Origin of the sequence: Methylocucumis oryzae, from assembly GCF_000963695.1 — a bacterium.
GTDB classification, from domain to species: Bacteria; Pseudomonadota; Gammaproteobacteria; order Methylococcales; family Methylomonadaceae; genus Methylovulum; species Methylovulum oryzae.
Map to the genome: position 1 here is coordinate 1 of NZ_LAJX01000086.1, position 19065 is coordinate 19065.

The following is a 19065-nucleotide window of genomic DNA, read 5'->3' on the forward strand; positions in this document are numbered from 1 at the left end:
GTGGAATACGTTTCCGCATCAAATGAGGGTAATAACGAACTTTTTTTTTTCGCCGTAGCGGTTTCTTGTGCTTGTGCTAACGCCGCTTGCGCGCTTTGCAAATCTGGATTGTTCTTAATGGCCAGCGCAATTAATTTACTGAGCGCATTAGAGCGATATAAATACCACCAGTGTCCAGGTAATTCCTTGCCGGATTGCAATGCCTTGGCGAGCTCAGGTGAGCGCTTATCTTGGCTGTATTGGCTTTGTGTTGGCGGTGTGGGGCGAGTGAAATCAGGACCTACTGTGCAAGCGGGTAGCTGTGACAGCGCTAGGCTTAAAGACAGTATTGGTAAACGCTTAAAGCCAGAAGATGAAAACGGCAGTCGGTTTGTCATCGGTTATCCAGTTTAGGTTGGGCGGCAGCTAAACCGATTAAGGTCGTAAACCGCGTAGTAATAGAGTTGTTACATGTTCGGCAACAATGTCAATATTTTCGTAATCAGCTTTCCAGCCAGGAAAAATGGCGGTGTAACGCTAAGTTGTCTATATAACCACAAATGATGTCAATAATACTAATTGCGGTTAGATACGCATCGTAGGCCGGTGCGAGCCGTCCAGCAAATTCGGTAAATAAATAAAATTGTTTGTTAAATACTTTTTGCGCAAGCATTTGCAAGCGCTCGGCATTCGCTTCGAGGATTTCCCGTTGTATTAAACGATGAAACAACGGGTCTTCTTTTAATGACGTTAATAGCGAGCGGACTAATAGGGCAAGACGTTGTTCCTCGTTGCATTCAGCTTCCCATACCAACGAAAACACTTGTTCTTTAGCGGAGAATGCATATTGTAATGCCGCTAAATACAAGCTGTTCTTATCTGGAAAATAATGATAAATCGATGCCACGCTCATGTTGACTGTAGTGGCTAATTGCCGCATCGATAAACCCGAATAACCATGTTCGGCAAATAAGGCTATAGCGTGGCTTAAAATTTTTTCTTTAGAGTTCAAGTTATAGTACCTAACAAACGTTCGGTAGATAATAACAAGCGTGTCGCAAAACTGCAATGTTTTGTTAGGTCTTAAAGTTTCTGTTAATACGGGCTGTCGATTAAAATACCGCCAACTTTCAGATTTCTTCATTTAAACGGTTAAACACTCATGACAAAAATACGTTGCGCGGTGATAGGGGCGGGTTATTTAGGAAAATTTCATGTGCAAAAATATGCACAACTACCCGATTGTGAACTCGTTGCCGTAGTTGATGCGGATATGGCTACGGCAAAAGCCGTTGCCGATGTTTATCAAGTACCGGCTTTAACCGACTACCACGCTTTATTAGACACGGTAGATGCCGTCAGTATCGTCGTGCCAACGACATTGCATTATCCGGTTGCTAAAGATTTTCTAGCAGCCGGTGTGCATGTTTTGGTTGAAAAGCCAATGACAGTGACCTTAGAGCAAGCCGATGAACTTATCGCATTAGCTAAACAAAACAACGTGATATTGCAAGTGGGTCATTTAGAGCGTTTTAATCCAGCCGTGATGGCGCTAGATAAAGACGAGCCGCCGTTGTTTATCGAATCACATCGTTTGTCGATGTTTAACCCTAGAGCTAATGATGTCAGCGTAGTGCTAGATTTAATGATTCATGACATAGACATTATTTTAGCGTTAGTTAATGCTGATATTGAGCGTATCGATGCTAGCGGAACGCCTGTTTTGACTAAGGGAACCGATATAGCGAATGCCAGGTTATTATTTAGCAACGGTTGTGTTGCCAATGTCACCGCAAGTCGAATTAGCATGAAGTCAGAACGCAAAATGCGTTTATTTAGACCAGCGTCTTATGTTTCAGTGGATTTTCAAAACCGTGTGCTCACTAAGCGTTGTACCGGGGAAGGCGAGATGTATCCCGGTATTCCCGACATAGTCACCGAAGAAACGGTTTTTGATAACGGCGATGCTTTGCTAGAAGAAATCAAGCATTTCATTAACTGCATACAGACAGATAGCAAGCCTTTAGTGTCTGGAGAAGCGGGACGTAAGGCGTTAGCAACGGCGATTCGGATTACTGAGTTATTGGTGTGAGTTGTAGGGTAAGCAGTAACTATTTCTAATGGCTTAACATACTGGAGTCGGTTTTATGTCTACCTGGTTTTTCGTCGTTTTGGCAGGTTTGTTTTTGCTTGGCGTGTATAACGCGTTAAAACAGCAATCCCAGCTACGTTATATCAAGCAGTATCGTTTCCATCCTATGATTAAACAAAAAACTGCGTGTATTGCATCCGCAATTAAGCGAATCAGAGCTGGATGTAGTGATAAACGCGCTACGAGATTATTTTTATATTTGCAATAAAGCCAAGCGGCGCATGGTAGCGATGCCGTCGCAGATTGTCGATGACGCTTGGCATGAGTTTATTTTGTACACTAAGGGTTACCAGGCTTTTTGCCAGCGCAGCTTTGGCCGTTTTTTACATCATACCCCTGCGCAAGCGATGACGCAGACTAAGGATATTCGTGTCAGTATTCGCAGGGCTTGGCGCTTGGCTTGCGTTAAAGAAGGCATTAATACGCAAAAACCTGAGCGCTTGCCGTTGTTATTTGCTATCGATGCGCAGTTTGCAGTGCCGGGTGGTTTTTATTACAGCTTAAATTGCGTACCTGGCGATAATCGTTATTGTGCTAGCAGTATAGGTTGTGGCGGTAGTAGCTGCGGGGGGTGTTGTAGCGATAGCGGTTGTAGTGGCGGTGGCTGCAGCGGCGGCGGTTGCGGTGGGGGCGGTGATTAAGACGGTTTAATCGAATAGGCTCAGCGTTGGCGAATCGGTGGTGGTGAAAGATGGTGTATTTGTTTCGTTGGTTTCATCTTTTAATCCCACACCGGATAAGCCAGTAACTCGGCATGTTCTAGCAAATATATTAATTTAATCAGCGCTTGGCTATAGCTTAAGCCGTTGCCGTGAATATTGGAAATACAGTTGCGCTCAGCATCGGTAGTGACTCCGGGTTTTGCCTGGTAAGTAAAATAAATACCCATGCTATCAGGTGAACTTAAGCCGGGCCGTTCACCAATGAGCATTATACAGAAACGGGCAGAGTAGTGAGCTGCTATGGCATCGCCAATGGCTACGCGTCCATGTTTAACTAGGCATACATCAGGGTATTGATAGCCTTTTGCGGCTAATGCGGGCATTAGCAAGGCTATGAAGGGTGCCGCATGTGTTTGAATCGCCGTTGACGATAAGCCATCAGCAACGACTATGATGGCATCGTAATCAGCGCTTGTTTGCTTAGCTAGTTCATCTTGTGAGGCTTGGCTAAGTTTGCGGCCTAAATCAGGACGTTGCAGGTAGTGCGCGTGTTGGCTGGCTTGGCTGCTCAGCATTTGTGTAGAAACGTTGAGCGCGTTTAAGTCATTGGCTAACGCAGAAAAATCTAATGGCAGGTTAACGGCATCGCGGGCTAAAGCATGGGCGAGCTGGAAATTTAAATGGGTTTCGGTGCTTTGGCTCATACCGGCGCGGCCTAGCGCAATTCTGGCGGGGGTAAAGCGTTTTAATGCTTGCCAGGGGTTAGGTGTCACTAAGTCGGTCTTAGTTGTCATTGTGTTGACTCATGAGTTTTTGTAGGCCGGGTTGAAAAATACTGGGTATGTCAGAGCCGCTGTTGAGCCGGTTATTGTGGTCAAAAATACCATGTTGAATTAGCCACTGCTCAAATTCAGGCGCAGGACGCAGGTCTAGCAGTTGGCGTAAATATAAGGCGTCATGAAACGACGTGGATTGATAATTCAACATGACATCATCCGCACCCGGCACACCCATGATGAAGGTTCCCCCAGCTAGTGCAAATTGGCTGAGCAACATATCCATATCGTCTTGGTCAGCTTCCGCGTGATTGGTATAACAAATATCGCAGCCCATAGGCAGACCTAACAATTTGCCGCAAAAATGGTCTTCTAAGCCCGCGCGGATGATTTGCTTGCCGTCGTATAAATATTCCGGGCCGATAAAACCGACCACCGTATTCACTAGCAGCGGGTTGAAATGGCGGGCAACGGCATAAGCGCGTGCTTCTATCGTTTGTTGGTCAACACCGTGATGCGCATTGGCGGATAACGCACTGCCTTGACCGGTTTCAAAATACATGCAATTTTGTCCGATATTGCCACGATTTAAACTCAGTGCGGCTTGATAGGCTTCATTCAGTAACGCTAAATTAATGCCGAAACTCGTGTTAGCGTGTTCGGTGCCTGCTATCGATTGGAACACTAAATCGACAGGAATGTTACGCTCAATAGCGTTTAGGGTCGTTGTCACATGCGCTAACACACAGGCTTGGGTTGGAATTTGGTAGCGCTCTATCAGCTCAGCCAGCATGATTAATAAGCGCGAGGTGGCTTGTAAATTGTCGGTGGCAGGGTTAATGCCTATCACTGCATCGCCTGAGCCATATAGCAAACCATCTAAAATACTCGCAGCAACGCCTGCTAAATCATCGGTTGGATGGTTGGGCTGTAACCGGGTAGCCATGCGATTGGCTAAGCCTAAGGTATTGCGAAACCGGGTGACGACACGACATTTTTTAGCCACTAAGATTAAATCTTGTATACGCATTAACTTAGCGGTAGCCGCCACCATTTCTGGGGTTAGTCCTGGTGCTAATGCCGCTAATTGCTCGCTATTGGCTTGCTCTGATAATAACCAATTGCGAAAATCACCGACGGTCAGGTGGCTGATAGGCTTAAATGCATTGGCATCGTGCTGGTCGATGATTAAGCGAGTGACTTCATCGCTTTCATAAGGAATTAACGCTTCGGTTAAAAAGCGTTTTAAGGGTACGTCGGCTAATACCTGTTGCGCGGCGACTCGTTCCAAATGACTCTCGGCTGCAATTCCGGCTAAATAATCGCCCGAGCGGGCAGGCGTGGCTTTAGCCATAACGGTGCGCAAATCGTTGAACTGATAAGCAATGTGCGCGATGTGTGCTTTATACATGACAAGAGCTATCGGCTGCGTGATAGATAAGTTTGCCTGCTTGTAGTGTATGTGTTACCCGGCCTTTTAGCGTTTGTCCCCAATAAGGCGTATTAGCGCCACGGCTTAACCAGTTGTCTTGATTAACCTGCCAAGTTTGTTCAGGGTCGAAAATGCAAATATCAGCACTAAAACCCGGTGTTAATGCGCCGCTGGCAATACCTAGAATTTGCGCCGGGTTATGACTTAATGCGGCGATGCCTTGTTCTAATGTAATGGCATGTTGCGCGACGAGTTTTAGCATTAACGGCAATAAGGTTTCTAGCGATGATATGCCGGGCTCGGTTTCTGGGAAAGCGCCTAGTTTAGCGTCAATGTCATGTGGTTGGTGGTCAGAGCAAATACAGCTTAACGTGCCACTTGCCAGTCCTTGGCGTAAATACTCTTTGTCAGCTTCGGTGCGAAGCGGCGGTTTAACATGATAGACGCTGTCAAACGGTATCATGTCATTTTCAGTTAAGTGTAGTTGATGAATAGCGACATCGGCGCTGACGTTTAAGCCGTATTTAATCGCTTGATGAATTTTAATCACCGAGCGTTTACAACTGATTTGCCCAAAATGCACGCGGCAGCGGGTAAGTTCGGCGAGTTCTAAGCATTGGTCTAATGCAATGGTTTCGGCGGCGTCAGGTATGCTGGGTAAGCCGTACCGCGTGGCGAATGCGCCTTCATGCGCACAACCACTACGACCCAGCCAATAATCGTTAGGTCTATACATGAGCAGTAAATCATGGCTAGCGGCATATTCCATTGCTCGGCGCAAAATTTGCAAATTAGCAATGGCTTGGTCGCCATTACCCACCGCAATGCATCCGGCTTGTTTTAGCGACAGCATGGAAGAAAGCTCGGTGCCTTCTAAGCGTTGTGTCAGTGCGGCGATGGGATAAATTTGTGGATAATCGGCTTTTTCGGCCAGCTCTTTGATAAGTTCGGCAACGGCGGCGGTATCGATGACGGGTTTAGTATCGGGATGTATGCACAATGCGGTGACACCGGCGCTAGCAGCCGCACGAGTTTCGCTTTTAATCGTCGCTTTACGGGTTTTGCCCTGGCTCGCGTAAGCGTGTGCTTAAGTCAATAAAACCAGGACAAACGATTAGTTTATCTGCGTTGATGACTTCATCGGGGCTGAAATCGTCTAACGTGGTGTTAATGGCGAGGATTTTGCCATCAGCGATATACACATCGCCAATCGTGTCGAGTTCGTTGGCAGGGTCTATGATTCGGCCTTGGCGAATTAAGCGCTTATTCATGCGTGCCCCGCTTTAGGTTGCATTGCCATTGACAGAATTGCCATGCGTACCGCGATGCCGTTGCTGACTTGTCTGAGTATCACGGATTGTGGGCCGTCAGCGACGCTGGATTCAATTTCCACACCTCGGTTAATTGGGCCTGGATGCATGACGATGGCATCGGGTTTAGCGATTTTTAATTTGCTTTCAGTCAAGCCAAAGCATTTAAAGTATTCGCTTTCACTCGGTAACAACGCTGATGTCATACGCTCTTTTTGTAAGCGTAACATCATAATCACATCAATATCTTGTAAGCCCTCGTCTAAGCTATGTGAGACGGTGACGCCTAAGGTTTCGACATGGGCGGGTAATAAGGTTTTAGGGGCAATGACGCGAATTTCTGCCGCACCTAAGGTATTTAAGGCTTGAATTTGTGAGCGAGCCACGCGTGAGTGCAAAATGTCGCCAATAATAGCCACTTTTAGCTGGGCAAAGTCTTTTTTGATTTGTCGGATGGTAAACATATCTAACATAGCTTGAGTCGGGTGCGCGTGTTGACCATCGCCAGCATTAATGACGCTGATATGCGGGGCGGTGTGCCTGGCGATAAAGTGCGCAGCGCCGCTGATGCCATGACGTACGATAAACATATCGACATACATCGCCTCTAAATTGCGTATGGTGTCTAGCAAGCTTTCGCCTTTTGACGTGGAGGAAGTCGCTATACTCATGCTTAATACGTCGGCAGATAAACGCTTCGCGGCGAGTTCAAACGTTGTGCGCGTGCGCGTACTGTTTTCAAAAAATAAATTGACGATGGTTTTGCCGCGTAATAACGGGACTTTTTTTGATTTGTTGGTCTGACACGCTAACAAAGGATTCTGCCGTGTCCAGAATTTCGGTGAGCAAGGTTTTACTTAAGCCTTCTATTGTAATAAAGTGTTTAAGCTTGCCTTCTGCGTTTAATTGCAAATTATCAGCGCCGACTTGGTTCATGATGAGGCTTCAGTAGATGTGGTTTCCGTGTGTATGTTTAATGGAGTAGGGCCAGTCAGTTTTATTCTTTGATTAGCGTTTAAGGCGATACGTGCGCCTACGCAATCCGGGGTGATAGGAATTTGCTTACCATCTCGTTCGATGAGCACACCGAGTAAAATTTGCTTAGGGCGACCATAGTCAAAAATTTCATTCAGTGCTGCGCGTACCGTGCGGCCCGTGTAAAAAACATCGTCGATTAAAATGATGTCACGCCCATCGATATGATTAGGTATTGCACTCGGTTTAACATCGGGATGTACGCCGATTTCTGAGAAGTCATCACGGTAAAAACTAATGTCAAGCACGCCTAAAGGTTCGGTGAGTTTTAAACGTTGTCGCATTTCTTCTGCAATCCAGACGCCGCCGGTATGTATGCCTATCATTAAAGGATTAACTAATTGCCGTTTATACCAGGCTTGTTTTAATTCATTTTCCAGATTCGTCAATAAATCATTGATGTCTTGCACGGGTGTCCTGCTCTATCTATTGTAATTATTCAGACCCCTCCCCATCTTTGAGAAGATAGTCTAGTGAGTTATTGTTTTGTTGCTATCGAGGTCAAAAATATCAGGGGTGGTCTGAATAATTACCTATCTGTAAATTTAGCCAAGATTGAAGAATAAGTTGTGCCGCTAATTGGTCTTGTACTGCCCATAATCGCGTGGCATTGACTTTGACGTCATCAAATAATAACTGTTTGGCTTCGTAAGTGGTTAACGTTTCGTCTTGTTGATAAACCGGTAACTGAAAACGGTGTTCCAGTTGTCGGCAAAATTTTTTCATTAACGGCGTGATCGGGTTGTTTTCGCCGTTAAGCTGCCTGGATATGCCTACGATAAGTGCAATCGGTTGCCATTCGTTAATTAAGCGTTGAATGCTTTGCCAATCAGGAGCTTGTTTGACATTTTTTAGTGTGGTTAATGCCGTTGCTGTGGCTGTGGTGCGTTGACCAACGGCAATACCAATTTTTTTTATTACCAAAATCAAAGCCTAGATAGGTGTCGCTAAGCTGGTGTTTGAGTAATGGGTCTGTTGTATTAGCCATGACCAGCCATTGCGGTTAGCTTGCTAATATCAATGCCAATTTGTTCAGCGGCGGCGCTCCAGCGCTGATTGATCGGGGTATCGAACAGGACGCGTTGGCCGAACGGTGACGTTAACCACGCATTATCCATCATTTCGCGCTCCAATTGGCCTTGACCCCAGCCAGCATAGCCAAGCGCTACAAGATAATGCTTAGGGCCTTCATCAATGGCGATGGCTTCTAAAACATCACGTGAGGTCGTCAGCGATATGGCATCGGAAATAGCCATTGTGGCACTCCAATCACCGCCCGGTGTATGTAACACAAAGCCTCGCTCTTGTTGCACTGGGCCGCCAGCAAATACAGGTGCATCAGCCGCGCTTGTCGAGCTAACCGGTATATTCATTTGGGAAAAAATTTCACCGAGTTTCATGCCCACCGGTCGATTAATCACAATGCCTAACGCGCCATCTTTATTGTGCTGGCATAAGAAGGTCACGGTATGTGAAAACGTTGGGTCAGCCAGAGTTGGCATCGCGATTATAAATTGATTATTGAAATAAGTAGGTTCGTTCATTGACTTGACATCCAGAGAGTGAAAACACGGGCTACGCACTTTAGCAGGGACAGGGTATTCAGGATGCAGGACGCCGTAAATACATCCCTGTAGCTTGGTGGCAGCATCCCTGCAGCCAACACCTGCACCCTAAATACCCTGTCCCGCCTTACGTTGGTAGCCAAAACACGGCAATGAATTATTTTGCGGTCATGGATTCATCGGAAAATTTCCAAATTCTCGTAATGCCGAGAATTTTGGGGTTAAGTTGTTTGAGTAATTCTAACGGTAATGGAGCAAAAGGGGCACTCATGCGGACAATTTGTTTTGCCGCTTCGTCTAGTGCAGGATTGCCCGATGAATGAATAATGCTGATACCGTGTAAACTGCCATCGGCATTAATGGTAACTGCCATAGTTAGTGTTCCAGAAAAATTCTTTTTAGCAGCGGCTTCAGGGTAATTCATATTACCCACTCTTTCCACTTTCATTTCCCAATCTTTTAAATATTGGGCGGCGACATATTTATGCGCACTGACTTCGTTGATGAATTTAATATCACCTAAACCAGCATTGGGTTTACTTTGTCTGATTTCGGTACCTAACTGAGCAATTTGTTGTTGTAGCAATGCTGGCGATAGATGCGGACGTTGCTCAGCTTCCTCAGTAGTTTCTGGTTTGGTCAGCGGTATGACTTTTTGCGCCGATTTCTTGCGTGTCATTACGTTGTGAGTCGGTTTTATCGGGTGTTCTGTTGCTACCGGCTCAGGTTTCTTTTCTATAGGTTTAGGTTTGGGCGGCGGTGTTTCTTCGACGTCTCCGCCAGCTAATTGTTGGGTCAGCGGTGCAGGTTGTTTGCTGTCGCCCCCCCTTGTTGATTTTCGGGTGCTAAAAAATTAGCTTGTTTCGGTGGTTTTACGCTGGGTTTGTTAACTAACGTGACATCTAGCGATTTTGTGGACCTTCAACGGTTCGGGAGCCACAAATCGAATGCTTAATATTACGACGGTGTGAATAATAAGCGCAATAAAAAACGCAATCAGCAATGAATCATTAGGCGATAACGCAGTGGAGGGTTTAAATCTATCAGGCGCACTCATGTTAATTTTGCAGCGATATGATTCATCAGTAATGCGCTGATATTTAAATCAAACGCTTTATCTAGCTCTTGTACGCAAGTAGGGCTGGTGACGTTGATTTCGGTTAGCTTGTCGCCAATTACGTCTAAGCCTACAAAAATTAAGCCTTTTGCGCGTAAGGTGGGGCCTACTTGAGAGGCTATCCATACGTCTTGTTCGGTCAGTGGGCGCGCTTCAGCTCTACCACCGGCGGCTAAATTGCCACGGGCTTCGCCTTGTTGTGGAATTCTCGCTAAGCAATAAGGTACGGGCTCTCCATTGACCATGAGAATGCGTTTATCGCCGTCTATGATAGCGGGTAGGTAGGTTTGTGCCATGACATAGCGACTGTTGTGCTGGGTCATGGTTTCTAAAATAACACTGATGTTGCGGTCGTGTTCGTGTAGATAAAAAATGGATGCACCACCCATACCATCTAATGGCTTTAAAATTACTTCTTTTTGTTCGGCTAGAAAGTCTCGGATGCGTGCGCTTTCACGGGTTACTAAGGTATCGGCGCAACAGTGGGCAAACCAAGCGGTATATAATTTTTCATTCGCATCGCGTAACGATTGCGGTTTATTAACGACATAAACGCCATCATTTTCAGCGCGCTCTAAAATATAGGTTGCGTAAATGTATTCTTGGTCAAACGGCGGGTCTTTACGCATTAAGATGACATTGAGCTCCGCCAAAGCTAGTGTTTGTTCATCTATAAAATGATACCAATCATGGTTGTCACGTTGCACTGTGAGCCTACGGGTGCGCGCATACGCTTTACCATTTCTTAAGAATAAGTCATTTAATTCCATATAGTAAAGCTCGAAGCCTTGCGCTTGCGCTTCGAGTAATAGCGCAAAACTCGTGTCTTTTTTAATATTAATCCTAGCAATGGAGTCCATCACAATGCCTAGCTTAATCTGCATAGAGTGTCCTGGTATTAAAAGATTTAGTTATGCGTTCCCACGCGGGAGCGTGGGAACGAGAGAGCCTAAGTTTATTAAGTATTTGAACATTTTATAGAGAGTTATTTACCTTGAAAAGAAATTTTGGTATAAAGCTCGGCTATTTTGCACTATCAATAACTTGAGGTTAATCATGTCCAGAGTTTGCCAAGTTACCGGAAAACGTCCAGTCGTCGGTAATAATGTTTCTCATGCTAATAACAAAACCAAAAGACGGTTTTTACCTAATTTACAACACCATAGATTTTGGGTTGAAAGCGAAAACCGCTGGGTAAGACTTAGAGTATCAACTAAAGGAATGCGTATTATCGATAAAAAAGGCATTGATGCGGTATTAGCAGAAATGCGTAAAGATGGTTTTAACGGTTAAAAGTTTAGGAGCTTAATCATGCGCGACAAAATTAAATTAGTATCGACCGAAGGCACAGGTCATTTTTATACCACGACTAAAAACAAAAAAACCATGCCGGAAAAAATGGAAATTAAAAAATTCGACCCGGTTGTCCGTAAACATGTGATGTACAAAGAAGCGAAAATCAAATAATCGCTTATTTTGCTTACCCTTCAGAGCGCTAAGCCGTTCATATTCTATCGAGCCGCTTAGCTCTTGTTTATTTTTCCTCATTAACGTCTTTTTCGTTCAAACGTTGGTTGTTTGTTTGCACCAAGATAAAGCAACATAACTCACTTGCTCTATTTTGGGGCTGTTGTCAGCGGGTTTATGCGAGTTGCTTTGTTCTAACACGCTAAATACAGACGTAAGACAGTGCTTGTTGAGTCAAGCCATACACAGATATTTAAAACAATTTATTCCTTTGTTGAAACGGGAATGTTACGGTATGGCGTATGTTATTTTAAGATGGATAATCGTGGCATGTTTCGTGCTTCATCTCGATAAAACTCACACAATAAAATCGCTATGAAATCGATCTGGGAAAACTACAAAACTGACCTCGCTTACGATGAGTTAATGCTATCGGAGTATCAGCCGCGCACCATCAGTCATGGCTTATGCCAGTATTTAAATTCTTTAAAAAAAACCGACATAGATAAACGTAAATTAGCCGCAGAATTGGCGATTATGGAAATGGGTATTAGCTTCACCGTGTACAGTGATGAAGGTAATATCGATAGAGCATGGCCGTTTGATATTATTCCTCGTGTTATGGCCGCACGTGAATGGAAAGTGATTGAGCAGGGCTTAAAGCAACGTTTAAAAGCCTTAAATTGTTTTATCAGTGACGTGTATGGCGAGCAAGCCTTTATTAAAGAAGGTAAGATTCCTGTTGAAACCATTTCTACTTCAAAAAACTTTCGCCATGAATGTGTAGGAATGAGACCTAAGCATGATGTTTGGGCTAATATTTGTGGCACTGATTTGGTGCGTGATAAAGATGGCGTTATGTATGTATTAGAAGACAACTTGCGTGTGCCTTCTGGTGTGTCATACATGTTGGAGAACCGAGTCATTACCAAGCGAGTTTTTCCTGAATTGCTACAAGGCATTAATATTTTACCTATTGATGACTATCCCACGCAGTTACAAGAGATGCTGGCCTCGATAGCACCTAATAGCGACAGGCCGCAAATTGTGGTGTTAACGCCGGGTATTTATAACTCAGCTTATTTTGAACATGCGTATTTAGCGCAACAAATCGGTGCACAATTGGTTGAAGGCGGCGATTTAGTCGTGGATGACGATGATTTTGTTTATATGCGCACGATTGAGGGGTTAGAAAAAGTCGATGTGATTTATCGACGCATTGATGATGATTTTTTAGACCCTGAAGTTTTTAGAAAAGATTCGGTTTTGGGCGTGCCGGGATTAATGCGGGCTTGGAAAGCCGGTCATGTCGCGCTGGCCAATGCGCCAGGGGCGGGTGTGGCTGACGATAAAGTGGTTTATGCTTATGTGCCTGAAATGATTAGGTATTATCTCAACGAAGAGCCTATTTTGCCTAATGTACCAACCTATTTATGCAGTAACCCAGAGCATTTAGATTATGTCTTAGCGCATTTAGCAGAATTAGTCGTCAAACCGGCTAATGAATCAGGTGGTTATGGCATGTTAGTAGGTCCTCATGCGTCGGCTAAAGAAGTCGAGGCTTTTAGAAAAGTCGTCGTAGCCAATCCGCGCAATTATATTGCTCAGCCGACTTTATCAATTTCAACAGCGCCTACCTTATGCAAAGGCAAACTAGAGCCAAGACATATTGATTTGCGCCCGTTTATTTTGCAAGGTGAAAATGTGTTTGTAACAGCGGGGGGACTCACGCGAGTGGCCTTAAGAAAAAGGTTCGTTGGTGGTAAACTCGTCGCAAGGTGGCGGTAGTAAAGATACTTGGATTATCGATATGGAGGGGCGCTAATGTTATCACGGTCAGCAGAGCGTTTATATTGGTTGGGGCGATATTTAGAGCGTACCGAAAATACCGCTAAGTTAGTTAGCGTACACATGAATTTGCTGATGGATTTGCCTAAAGGCGTAGAAATGGGCTGGCAGCAACTAGTTAAGATTAACGGCTCTGCCGACGAATTTTATGACAAACATAAAGTCGCTTCTGAACGTAATATCACTAAATTCATGCTCACGGATGCAGCTCATTCGGGCTCGCTATTATCATCGCTGACTGCCGCTAGAGAAAATATTCGTACCTCGCGCGAATTGTTGCCCGATGAAGCTTGGGAGCAAGTCAATGAGATGTACTTGTATACTAAAAACAATTTAGATAGCGTGACTAATCGTCGTAACCGGGTTTTGTTTTTAAAAGAAATATTAAAAGGTTGTCAGCGCTTTACCGGTTTATTGTCTGGTTATATGAGTCATAATCACCCTTATCGTTTTATCCGCTTGGGTAGAAATCTTGAGCGGGCTGATATGACGAGCCGAATTTTAGATTTAGCATCTTTATTATTGGCTGAGTCGCGTAGCGATGAATTGCGTCAGTATGAAACCATTCTTTGGATGAATGTATTAACCGCGTTAAATGCGTTGCTGATGTATAGACAACATGTGCGCAGCCGCATTAAAGGTGATGACGTGCTTAGCTTCTTGTTGCTCGATCCCAATTTACCGCGCTCAGTGTGCCGCTGCATAATAGAAATGCTGGATTGCGTGGGTGATTTGCCTAATAATCAAGCAGTACCTGACTGTTTGCATGAGTTAAAGCAATTTGTTTATGCGATTGATACAAAGCAAACCAGCCAGTTGCAGTTACGTGCAGTCTTAGATCAATTACAAACGCATTTAAACGCCTGTCATCAGCAAATTGCCAGTACTTGGTTTTTGCGTCAAACCTAGCTATGGGGCTACCCGCTTAAGACGGGACAACTAAAGTGAGCACAACGTCATCTCGGCAATCCCGGCCGGAATGGCGATTTTGTTCTACAGGCTATAGTAAAAGTGTCCCATCTTAAGTGAATAGCCGGATATGGCTAAGACTTTTTTATAATACCGAGGTTGACTAACTGTAGCTTACACGCTTCTAAAACCGACACGATGGCATTGAATAAATTTTCCAGGTCTTCTATGACAAAACGGCGGTTGTAGAAAACAAAAGTTTGTTGCTCCAGTTTTGCTATTTCCCATATTTTTCCATTGGTTACTAAACCGTAAACAGATATAGCGTCGATTTCATTAAGTTTATGAATAGTGAGCATCTCTAAACAGCATTGCGCCCAGCCCGAAGCAAAGTCATCTTTTTTCGCCTCAACGATGGTTAATAGCGGAAAATCAAAAATAATTTTTCCAAGTTCAGAACGTTTAGAAATAAGATAATCTGGAATACCGATAAACTCATCATTATTGTCTAATGATGAGTAACTCCAAATTGAGAAAATAGCGTGATAGGGTTTCTACGCATCTTTATAGAATGGGGTAAATTAAATTCTCACAAATAGACGCTTCTGAAATATCATAAATTAAGACACTTCTTTAAGCGTAAAAACGATGTCTTGATAAACAGCCTCAGGCATTTTTATTGTTTTCAATACGTTAAAACTTTCCTCAGCGCAATGAATAGCATGATATTTCAGAGCTTGAGAAAGAGATTTAAATTTGTTATTAAAAGCCATATACCTAGGTTTTAAAGCGCGAGCGACGCAGTTACTGTTATTACTGTATCCTAGAGGGGTAGGGTGGGCAAATGCTTTTTTGCCCGTCGAAGCATGTAGCCGTGTAGAAAAAACTGATCCGCTACGCGCGGCTGAGTATCTGCGGTTTTTACTAATAAATCTTGGATGGTCATCATGACTGAAGCTATTTTGATAATTAATGTGGGTAGCACGTCGGTCAAAACCCGCTTGTTTAGCGCAGAATTAAAATTGTTAGCCGAATTAAGTGCCGATTACGGTAAAGATAATACTGTGTCGGTGCAGGGGAATACGTTAGCTGGACAAGTTATTGCTTATCAGTTAACCCAAATGTCAAGTGTTGAATATGCGTTAGAATCCGTATTAGCACAGTGGCAAGATTGGCTTCAACAAGCCGGGTTATCGTTACTTGCGATAGGTCATAGAGTCGTGCATGGCGCGAATTGGTATGCTAAGCCTACTGAAATTACCGATGCGGTGTTAGAACAGTTAATTCAATTAGATGCTTATGCGCCGCTGCATAATCCGTTTAATCGTTTAGGTATCAGCATTGCTCGCCGTTTATTTCCTGATTGTCGGCAATTTGCGTTATTTGATACCGCGTTTCATCGAACGATTCCAGACTATGCCGGGAAATACGCCTTACCGGATGATTTATCACCTACTATTGAATTTTATCGCTATGGTTTTCATGGCTTATCTTGCGTTCATAGCGTCGCTGCCAGTTCCGAACTTCTTAATATTCCTATTTCTGAGCTTAATCTTATTGTCTTGCATTTAGGCGGTGGCGCGAGTGCTACTGCAATATGCGGCGGTGTCAGTATCGATACGTCTATGGGTTTTTCACCTTGTGAGGGTTTGATGATGGCCAAACGGTCGGGCGATTTAGATCCTATGATTTTAGTGGCTTTGCAAAAAGAGGGATATTCTGCTCAGCAAATCGATGACGTATTAAATCACCGCTCGGGTTTATACGGGATTTCTGGTCATTCCGACATGCGCTTGTTGTTAGCGGCGATAGAACAAGGCGATGAGCGGGTTATGCTGGCTGTTAAGATGTTTTGCTATCGAATAAAAAAATATATCGGTGCTTATTATGCTATTCTTGGCCGCGTTTCAGCATTGGTTTTTACCGGCGGTATTGGAGAACATGCAGCGTTAGTGCGTGAAGAGATTATGGGTGGTTTAGCACATTTGGGAATGCTGTTAGATGTTGAAAAAAATCGGTTAGCGACCGCTGATAACCGAGATATTAGTGCTAATGGGAGTGCTATTAAAATCTTAGTGATTGCAGCAGCAGAAGAGCGCGTTTCTGCTCAGCAAATTTTTAATTTTTTAGGACAGTAGTCCTTAGACTAGGGGGGTAACATCGTGCAAGCAAGTCATCAAGAGTTTCAATTATCTGCCGAGTTGCTAGATAGAATGGATGCGTATTGGCGGGCAGCGAATTATTTATCAGTAGGGCAAATTTATCTATTAGATAACCCTTTGTTAAAAGAAGAACTGGTATTAAGCCATATTAAGCCACGGTTATTAGGTCACTGGGGGACAACACCGGGTTTGAATTTTATTTATGTGCATTTAAATCGTGTAATTAAAGCCTATGATTTAAATGTTATGTTTATTTGTGGGCCAGGTCATGGTGGCCCAGCTATGTTGGCGAACTGTTGGTTGGAAGGAACCTATAGCGAGTATTATCCTAGCGTTTCTCAGGATAAAGACGGTATAAAAGCGTTGTTTAAGCAATTTTCCTTTCCAGGTGGTGTACCAAGTCATGTTGCACCCGAGACGCCAGGTTCTATACATGAAGGCGGGGAATTAGGGTATGCATTATCTCATGCTTATGGTGCAGTCTTTGATAATCCAGATTTAATTGCTTGTTGCGTGGTTGGCGATGGTGAGGCTGAAACCGGTCCTATGGCAACTGCTTGGCATTCTAATAAGTTTTTGAATCCCACTAGAGATGGTGTGGTTTTGCCTATTTTGCATTTAAATGGTTATAAAATTGCGAATCCGACTATTTTGGGACGAATGCATGAGGAGGAGTTATTACAATTGTTCGAGGGCTATGGTTACCGCCCTTATGTTGTTGAAGGCAGTGACCCCGCTATTGTCCATACGCGTATGGCTAGTGTTTTAGATCAATGTTTAGACGAGATTAAAGCTATTCAAACTGCCGCGCGTAGCGGCGACAGTGATACGGTTAAACGACCAACCTGGCCAATGATTATTTTGCGTACCCCTAAGGGGTGGACCGGGCCTGCTAGCGTCGATGGCAAATTAACTGAAAATTTCTGGCGTTCACATCAAGTGCCATTAGCCAATATGGCTAATAACCCTGAGCATGTCAGCCAATTAGAGCGTTGGTTAAAAAGTTATAGACCTGATGAATTATTTGATGAACAAGGTAAGCCGATTGCATCCATTTTAGCGTTAGCGCCGCAAGGTCGGCAACGGATGAGCGATAGTCCGCACAGCAATGGTGGATTGCTGTTAAGAGATTTGCGCTTACCAGATTACAAGCTTTATGCTGTTGATGTACCGGCACCGGGTAGTGTCGAGGCAGAGGCTACTAGAGTTATGGGGCGTTTCCTTAGAGATGTGATGAAAAACAACATGGATCAAAGCAATTTTCGAGTATTTGGTCCTGATGAAACCTCATCTAATCGTTGGGATGACTTGTTTGACGTGACGGCAAGAACCTGGATGGAAAAAATCTTGCCTGAAGATACTTTCTTGGCACAAGACGGCAGAGTCATGGAGATTTTAAGCGAGCATACTTGCCAGGGTTGGTTAGAAGGGTATTTGTTAACCGGGCGTCATGGCTTTTTCTCGTGTTATGAGGCGTTTATTCATATTGTCGATTCGATGTTTAATCAACATGCGAAATGGCTAAAAACCTGTAACCGTATTCCGTGGCGCAGACCGATTGCGTCATTAAATTATTTATTAACCTCGCATGTGTGGCGGCAAGACCATAATGGCTTTTCCCATCAAGATCCGGGCTTTATCGACCATGTGGTCAATAAAAAAGCAGAAGTGATACGTGTGTTTTTGCCACCCGATGCCAATACGTTATTAGCGGTCACCGATCATGTGTTGCGTAGTCGTAATTACGTCAATGTTATCGTCGCGGGTAAGCAACCCGCACCGCAATGGTTAAACATGGATGCGGCCATGAAACATTGCGAGGCAGGTATCGGTGTGTGGGAATGGGCGAGTAATGATTATGGCGATGAGCCTGATGTCGTGATGGCTTGTGCGGGTGATGTGCCGACTTTAGAAACCTTAGCGGCGGTTGATATTCTGCGCAGTAAAGTGCCGGAATTAAAAATTCGGGTGATTAATGTCGTGAATTTAATGCGTTTACAGCCTATTAGCGAGCATCCAAACGGTTTATCTGACCGTGACTTTGATGATTTATTTACCAAAACTAAGCCTATTGTGTTTGCTTATCATGGCTATCCTTGGCTTATTCATCGGCTAGCGTATAGACGCAGCAACCATGCTAATTTGCATGTGCGCGGTTATAAAGAAGAAGGCACAACGTCAACGCCGTTTGATATGGTGGTGATGAATGATACCGACCGCTATCATCTTGCAGCCGATGTGATTGACAGAGTACCTAGGCTGCGTAACCACTCGGTGTATTTAAAACAATATATCCGCGATAAACTGATTGATCATAAGCAGTATATTTATAAATATGGCGAAGACATGCCGGAAATTCGTAATTGGCAATGGCCTTATCCATCACCTGCAGTAGAGCATACTGATACTCATAGCGATGAATAATGTTTTAAGCATTAAGCTACCATTAATTTTGTCGCGTATAAGATAACGCCAGTTTTAAAAAGATTGGCTACACACTTTAGTGGGGACAGGGTATTCAGGGTGCATAGCGCCAGGGATGGCGTGTAGTAGGGCAACGCAGGAGCAATTGCCGAGGACGCCGTATATACATCCCTGTAGGCTTGGTGGCAGCATCCCTGCTGCCAACACCTGCACCCTGAATACCCTGC

The 19065-nt window shown here is 44.2% G+C and carries 17 protein-coding genes and 4 pseudogenes; 9 read left to right on the forward strand and 12 right to left on the reverse strand.

The genetic code is table 11. The annotated features are described in order from the left end of the window. Both VZ94_RS25515 and VZ94_RS22650 read right to left on the reverse strand, forming a co-directional pair. A pseudogene (locus tag VZ94_RS25515) lies at nucleotides 1-377 on the reverse strand (TolC family protein); the annotation flags it as partial. A gap of 104 nt (nucleotides 378-481) precedes the next feature. After that, on the reverse strand, nucleotides 482-991 hold the full coding sequence (locus VZ94_RS22650) for a TetR/AcrR family transcriptional regulator (RefSeq protein ID WP_157844889.1): 510 nt from the start codon (nucleotides 989-991) through the stop codon (nucleotides 482-484). A 150-nt stretch (nucleotides 992-1141) separates the two neighbouring features. Here VZ94_RS22650 and VZ94_RS08850 point away from each other — a divergent pair, with 150 nt between their 5' ends. The 3 genes from VZ94_RS08850 to VZ94_RS26940 are packed head-to-tail and all read left to right on the forward strand — an operon-like array spanning nucleotide 1142 to nucleotide 2772. Next, complete coding sequence (locus VZ94_RS08850; RefSeq protein WP_045778954.1) at nucleotides 1142-2071, forward strand: Gfo/Idh/MocA family protein; 930 nt, start codon at nucleotides 1142-1144, stop codon at nucleotides 2069-2071. 55 nt (nucleotides 2072-2126) lie between these two features. After that, complete coding sequence (locus VZ94_RS26935) at nucleotides 2127-2339, forward strand: hypothetical protein (RefSeq protein WP_109867669.1); 213 nt, start codon at nucleotides 2127-2129, stop codon at nucleotides 2337-2339. Beyond that, nucleotides 2299-2772 carry a glycine-rich domain-containing protein gene (locus tag VZ94_RS26940; RefSeq protein ID WP_500684252.1) on the forward strand — a complete coding sequence of 158 codons (474 nt, stop codon included), beginning with the start codon at nucleotides 2299-2301 and terminating at the stop codon, nucleotides 2770-2772. The genes VZ94_RS26935 and VZ94_RS26940 overlap by 41 nt, the downstream gene beginning before the upstream one ends. Nucleotides 2773-2852: 80 nt before the next feature. On the opposite strand, the gene eutC is transcribed toward VZ94_RS26940, so the two are convergent. The 9 genes and pseudogenes from eutC to gshB all read right to left on the reverse strand — a co-directional run bounded on the left by eutC (nucleotide 2853) and on the right by gshB (nucleotide 10912). Continuing rightward, nucleotides 2853-3587, reverse strand: coding sequence for an ethanolamine ammonia-lyase subunit EutC (gene eutC, locus VZ94_RS08860; RefSeq protein ID WP_239649782.1), 735 nt, complete (start codon nucleotides 3585-3587; stop codon nucleotides 2853-2855). Continuing rightward, nucleotides 3577-4980 (reverse strand): ethanolamine ammonia-lyase subunit EutB, encoded by a 1404-nt coding sequence (locus VZ94_RS08865; RefSeq protein WP_045778955.1) that lies wholly within the window; start codon nucleotides 4978-4980, stop codon nucleotides 3577-3579. The genes eutC and VZ94_RS08865 overlap by 11 nt, the downstream gene beginning before the upstream one ends. Next, a pseudogene (locus VZ94_RS08870) lies at nucleotides 4973-6272 on the reverse strand (dihydroorotase). The gene VZ94_RS08865 and the pseudogene VZ94_RS08870 overlap by 8 nt, the downstream one beginning before the upstream one ends. Next, nucleotides 6269-7247 (reverse strand): annotated as a pseudogene (locus VZ94_RS08875) (aspartate carbamoyltransferase catalytic subunit). Before VZ94_RS08875 ends, VZ94_RS08870 begins: the two co-directional pseudogenes overlap by 4 nt. Then, a complete protein-coding gene (pyrR, locus tag VZ94_RS08880) occupies nucleotides 7244-7756 on the reverse strand; it encodes a bifunctional pyr operon transcriptional regulator/uracil phosphoribosyltransferase PyrR (protein ID WP_045778956.1) in 513 nt (170 codons plus the stop codon). Before pyrR ends, VZ94_RS08875 begins: the two are co-directional and overlap by 4 nt. A 100-nt stretch (nucleotides 7757-7856) precedes the next feature. After that, nucleotides 7857-8270, reverse strand: coding sequence for a Holliday junction resolvase RuvX (ruvX, locus tag VZ94_RS08885; RefSeq protein ID WP_338040315.1), 414 nt, complete (start codon nucleotides 8268-8270; stop codon nucleotides 7857-7859). Between the two features lie 56 nt (nucleotides 8271-8326). Continuing rightward, entirely contained in the window at nucleotides 8327-8890 is a 564-nt protein-coding gene (locus tag VZ94_RS08890; RefSeq protein ID WP_045778957.1) for a YqgE/AlgH family protein, read from the reverse strand. Between the two features lie 178 nt (nucleotides 8891-9068). Further along, the gene (locus VZ94_RS31870) at nucleotides 9069-9590 is read right to left on the reverse strand and encodes an energy transducer TonB (protein WP_338040316.1); all 522 of its coding nucleotides are present in this window, start codon (nucleotides 9588-9590) and stop codon (nucleotides 9069-9071) included. Nucleotides 9591-9964: 374 nt separating this feature from the next. Then, nucleotides 9965-10912, reverse strand: coding sequence for a glutathione synthase (gshB, locus tag VZ94_RS08900; protein ID WP_045778958.1), 948 nt, complete (start codon nucleotides 10910-10912; stop codon nucleotides 9965-9967). Nucleotides 10913-11084: 172 nt separating this feature from the next. Here gshB and rpmB point away from each other — a divergent pair, with 172 nt between their 5' ends. The 4 genes and pseudogenes from rpmB (at nucleotide 11085) to VZ94_RS08920 (ending at nucleotide 14252) form a co-directional block, all read left to right on the forward strand. After that, nucleotides 11085-11321: a 50S ribosomal protein L28 gene (gene rpmB / locus VZ94_RS08905; protein ID WP_045778959.1), complete on the forward strand. Its 237-nt coding sequence runs from the start codon at nucleotides 11085-11087 to the stop codon at nucleotides 11319-11321. Nucleotides 11322-11339: 18 nt separating this feature from the next. Beyond that, on the forward strand, nucleotides 11340-11495 hold the full coding sequence (gene rpmG, locus VZ94_RS08910; RefSeq protein WP_045778960.1) for a 50S ribosomal protein L33: 156 nt from the start codon (nucleotides 11340-11342) through the stop codon (nucleotides 11493-11495). Nucleotides 11496-11870: 375 nt separating this feature from the next. Next, nucleotides 11871-13320 (forward strand): annotated as a pseudogene (locus VZ94_RS08915) (circularly permuted type 2 ATP-grasp protein). Continuing rightward, a complete protein-coding gene (locus VZ94_RS08920; RefSeq protein ID WP_045778961.1) occupies nucleotides 13320-14252 on the forward strand; it encodes an alpha-E domain-containing protein in 933 nt (310 codons plus the stop codon). The pseudogene VZ94_RS08915 and the gene VZ94_RS08920 overlap by 1 nt, the downstream one beginning before the upstream one ends. 134 nt (nucleotides 14253-14386) lie before the next feature. On the opposite strand, the gene VZ94_RS22655 is transcribed toward VZ94_RS08920, so the two are convergent. Beyond that, complete coding sequence (locus VZ94_RS22655; RefSeq protein WP_052700375.1) at nucleotides 14387-14611, reverse strand: hypothetical protein; 225 nt, start codon at nucleotides 14609-14611, stop codon at nucleotides 14387-14389. A gap of 588 nt (nucleotides 14612-15199) precedes the next feature. On the opposite strand from VZ94_RS22655, the gene VZ94_RS08930 reads away from it, so the two are divergent. Continuing rightward, entirely contained in the window at nucleotides 15200-16390 is a 1191-nt protein-coding gene (locus tag VZ94_RS08930) for an acetate/propionate family kinase (protein ID WP_045778963.1), read from the forward strand. Nucleotides 16391-16414: 24 nt separating this feature from the next. Further along, the gene (locus tag VZ94_RS08935; protein WP_082081503.1) at nucleotides 16415-18838 is read left to right on the forward strand and encodes a phosphoketolase family protein; all 2424 of its coding nucleotides are present in this window, start codon (nucleotides 16415-16417) and stop codon (nucleotides 18836-18838) included. Nucleotides 18839-19065 lie beyond the last annotated feature (227 nt).

Coding starts and splice junctions, on each gene's coding strand:
- VZ94_RS08850 (WP_045778954.1), top strand. CDS start 1,142: ATGACAAAAATACGTTGCGCGGTGATAGGGGCGGGTTATTTAGGAAAA.
- VZ94_RS26935 (WP_109867669.1), top strand. CDS start 2,127: ATGTCTACCTGGTTTTTCGTCGTTTTGGCAGGTTTGTTTTTGCTTGGC.
- eutC (WP_239649782.1), bottom strand. CDS start 3,587: ATGACAACTAAGACCGACTTAGTGACACCTAACCCCTGGCAAGCATTA.
- VZ94_RS08865 (WP_045778955.1), bottom strand. CDS start 4,980: ATGTATAAAGCACACATCGCGCACATTGCTTATCAGTTCAACGATTTG.
- VZ94_RS08890 (WP_045778957.1), bottom strand. CDS start 8,890: ATGAACGAACCTACTTATTTCAATAATCAATTTATAATCGCGATGCCA.
- VZ94_RS31870 (WP_338040316.1), bottom strand. CDS start 9,590: ATGACACGCAAGAAATCGGCGCAAAAAGTCATACCGCTGACCAAACCA.
- gshB (WP_045778958.1), bottom strand. CDS start 10,912: ATGCAGATTAAGCTAGGCATTGTGATGGACTCCATTGCTAGGATTAAT.
- rpmB (WP_045778959.1), top strand. CDS start 11,085: ATGTCCAGAGTTTGCCAAGTTACCGGAAAACGTCCAGTCGTCGGTAAT.
- rpmG (WP_045778960.1), top strand. CDS start 11,340: ATGCGCGACAAAATTAAATTAGTATCGACCGAAGGCACAGGTCATTTT.
- VZ94_RS08920 (WP_045778961.1), top strand. CDS start 13,320: ATGTTATCACGGTCAGCAGAGCGTTTATATTGGTTGGGGCGATATTTA.
- VZ94_RS22655 (WP_052700375.1), bottom strand. CDS start 14,611: ATGCTCACTATTCATAAACTTAATGAAATCGACGCTATATCTGTTTAC.
- VZ94_RS08930 (WP_045778963.1), top strand. CDS start 15,200: ATGACTGAAGCTATTTTGATAATTAATGTGGGTAGCACGTCGGTCAAA.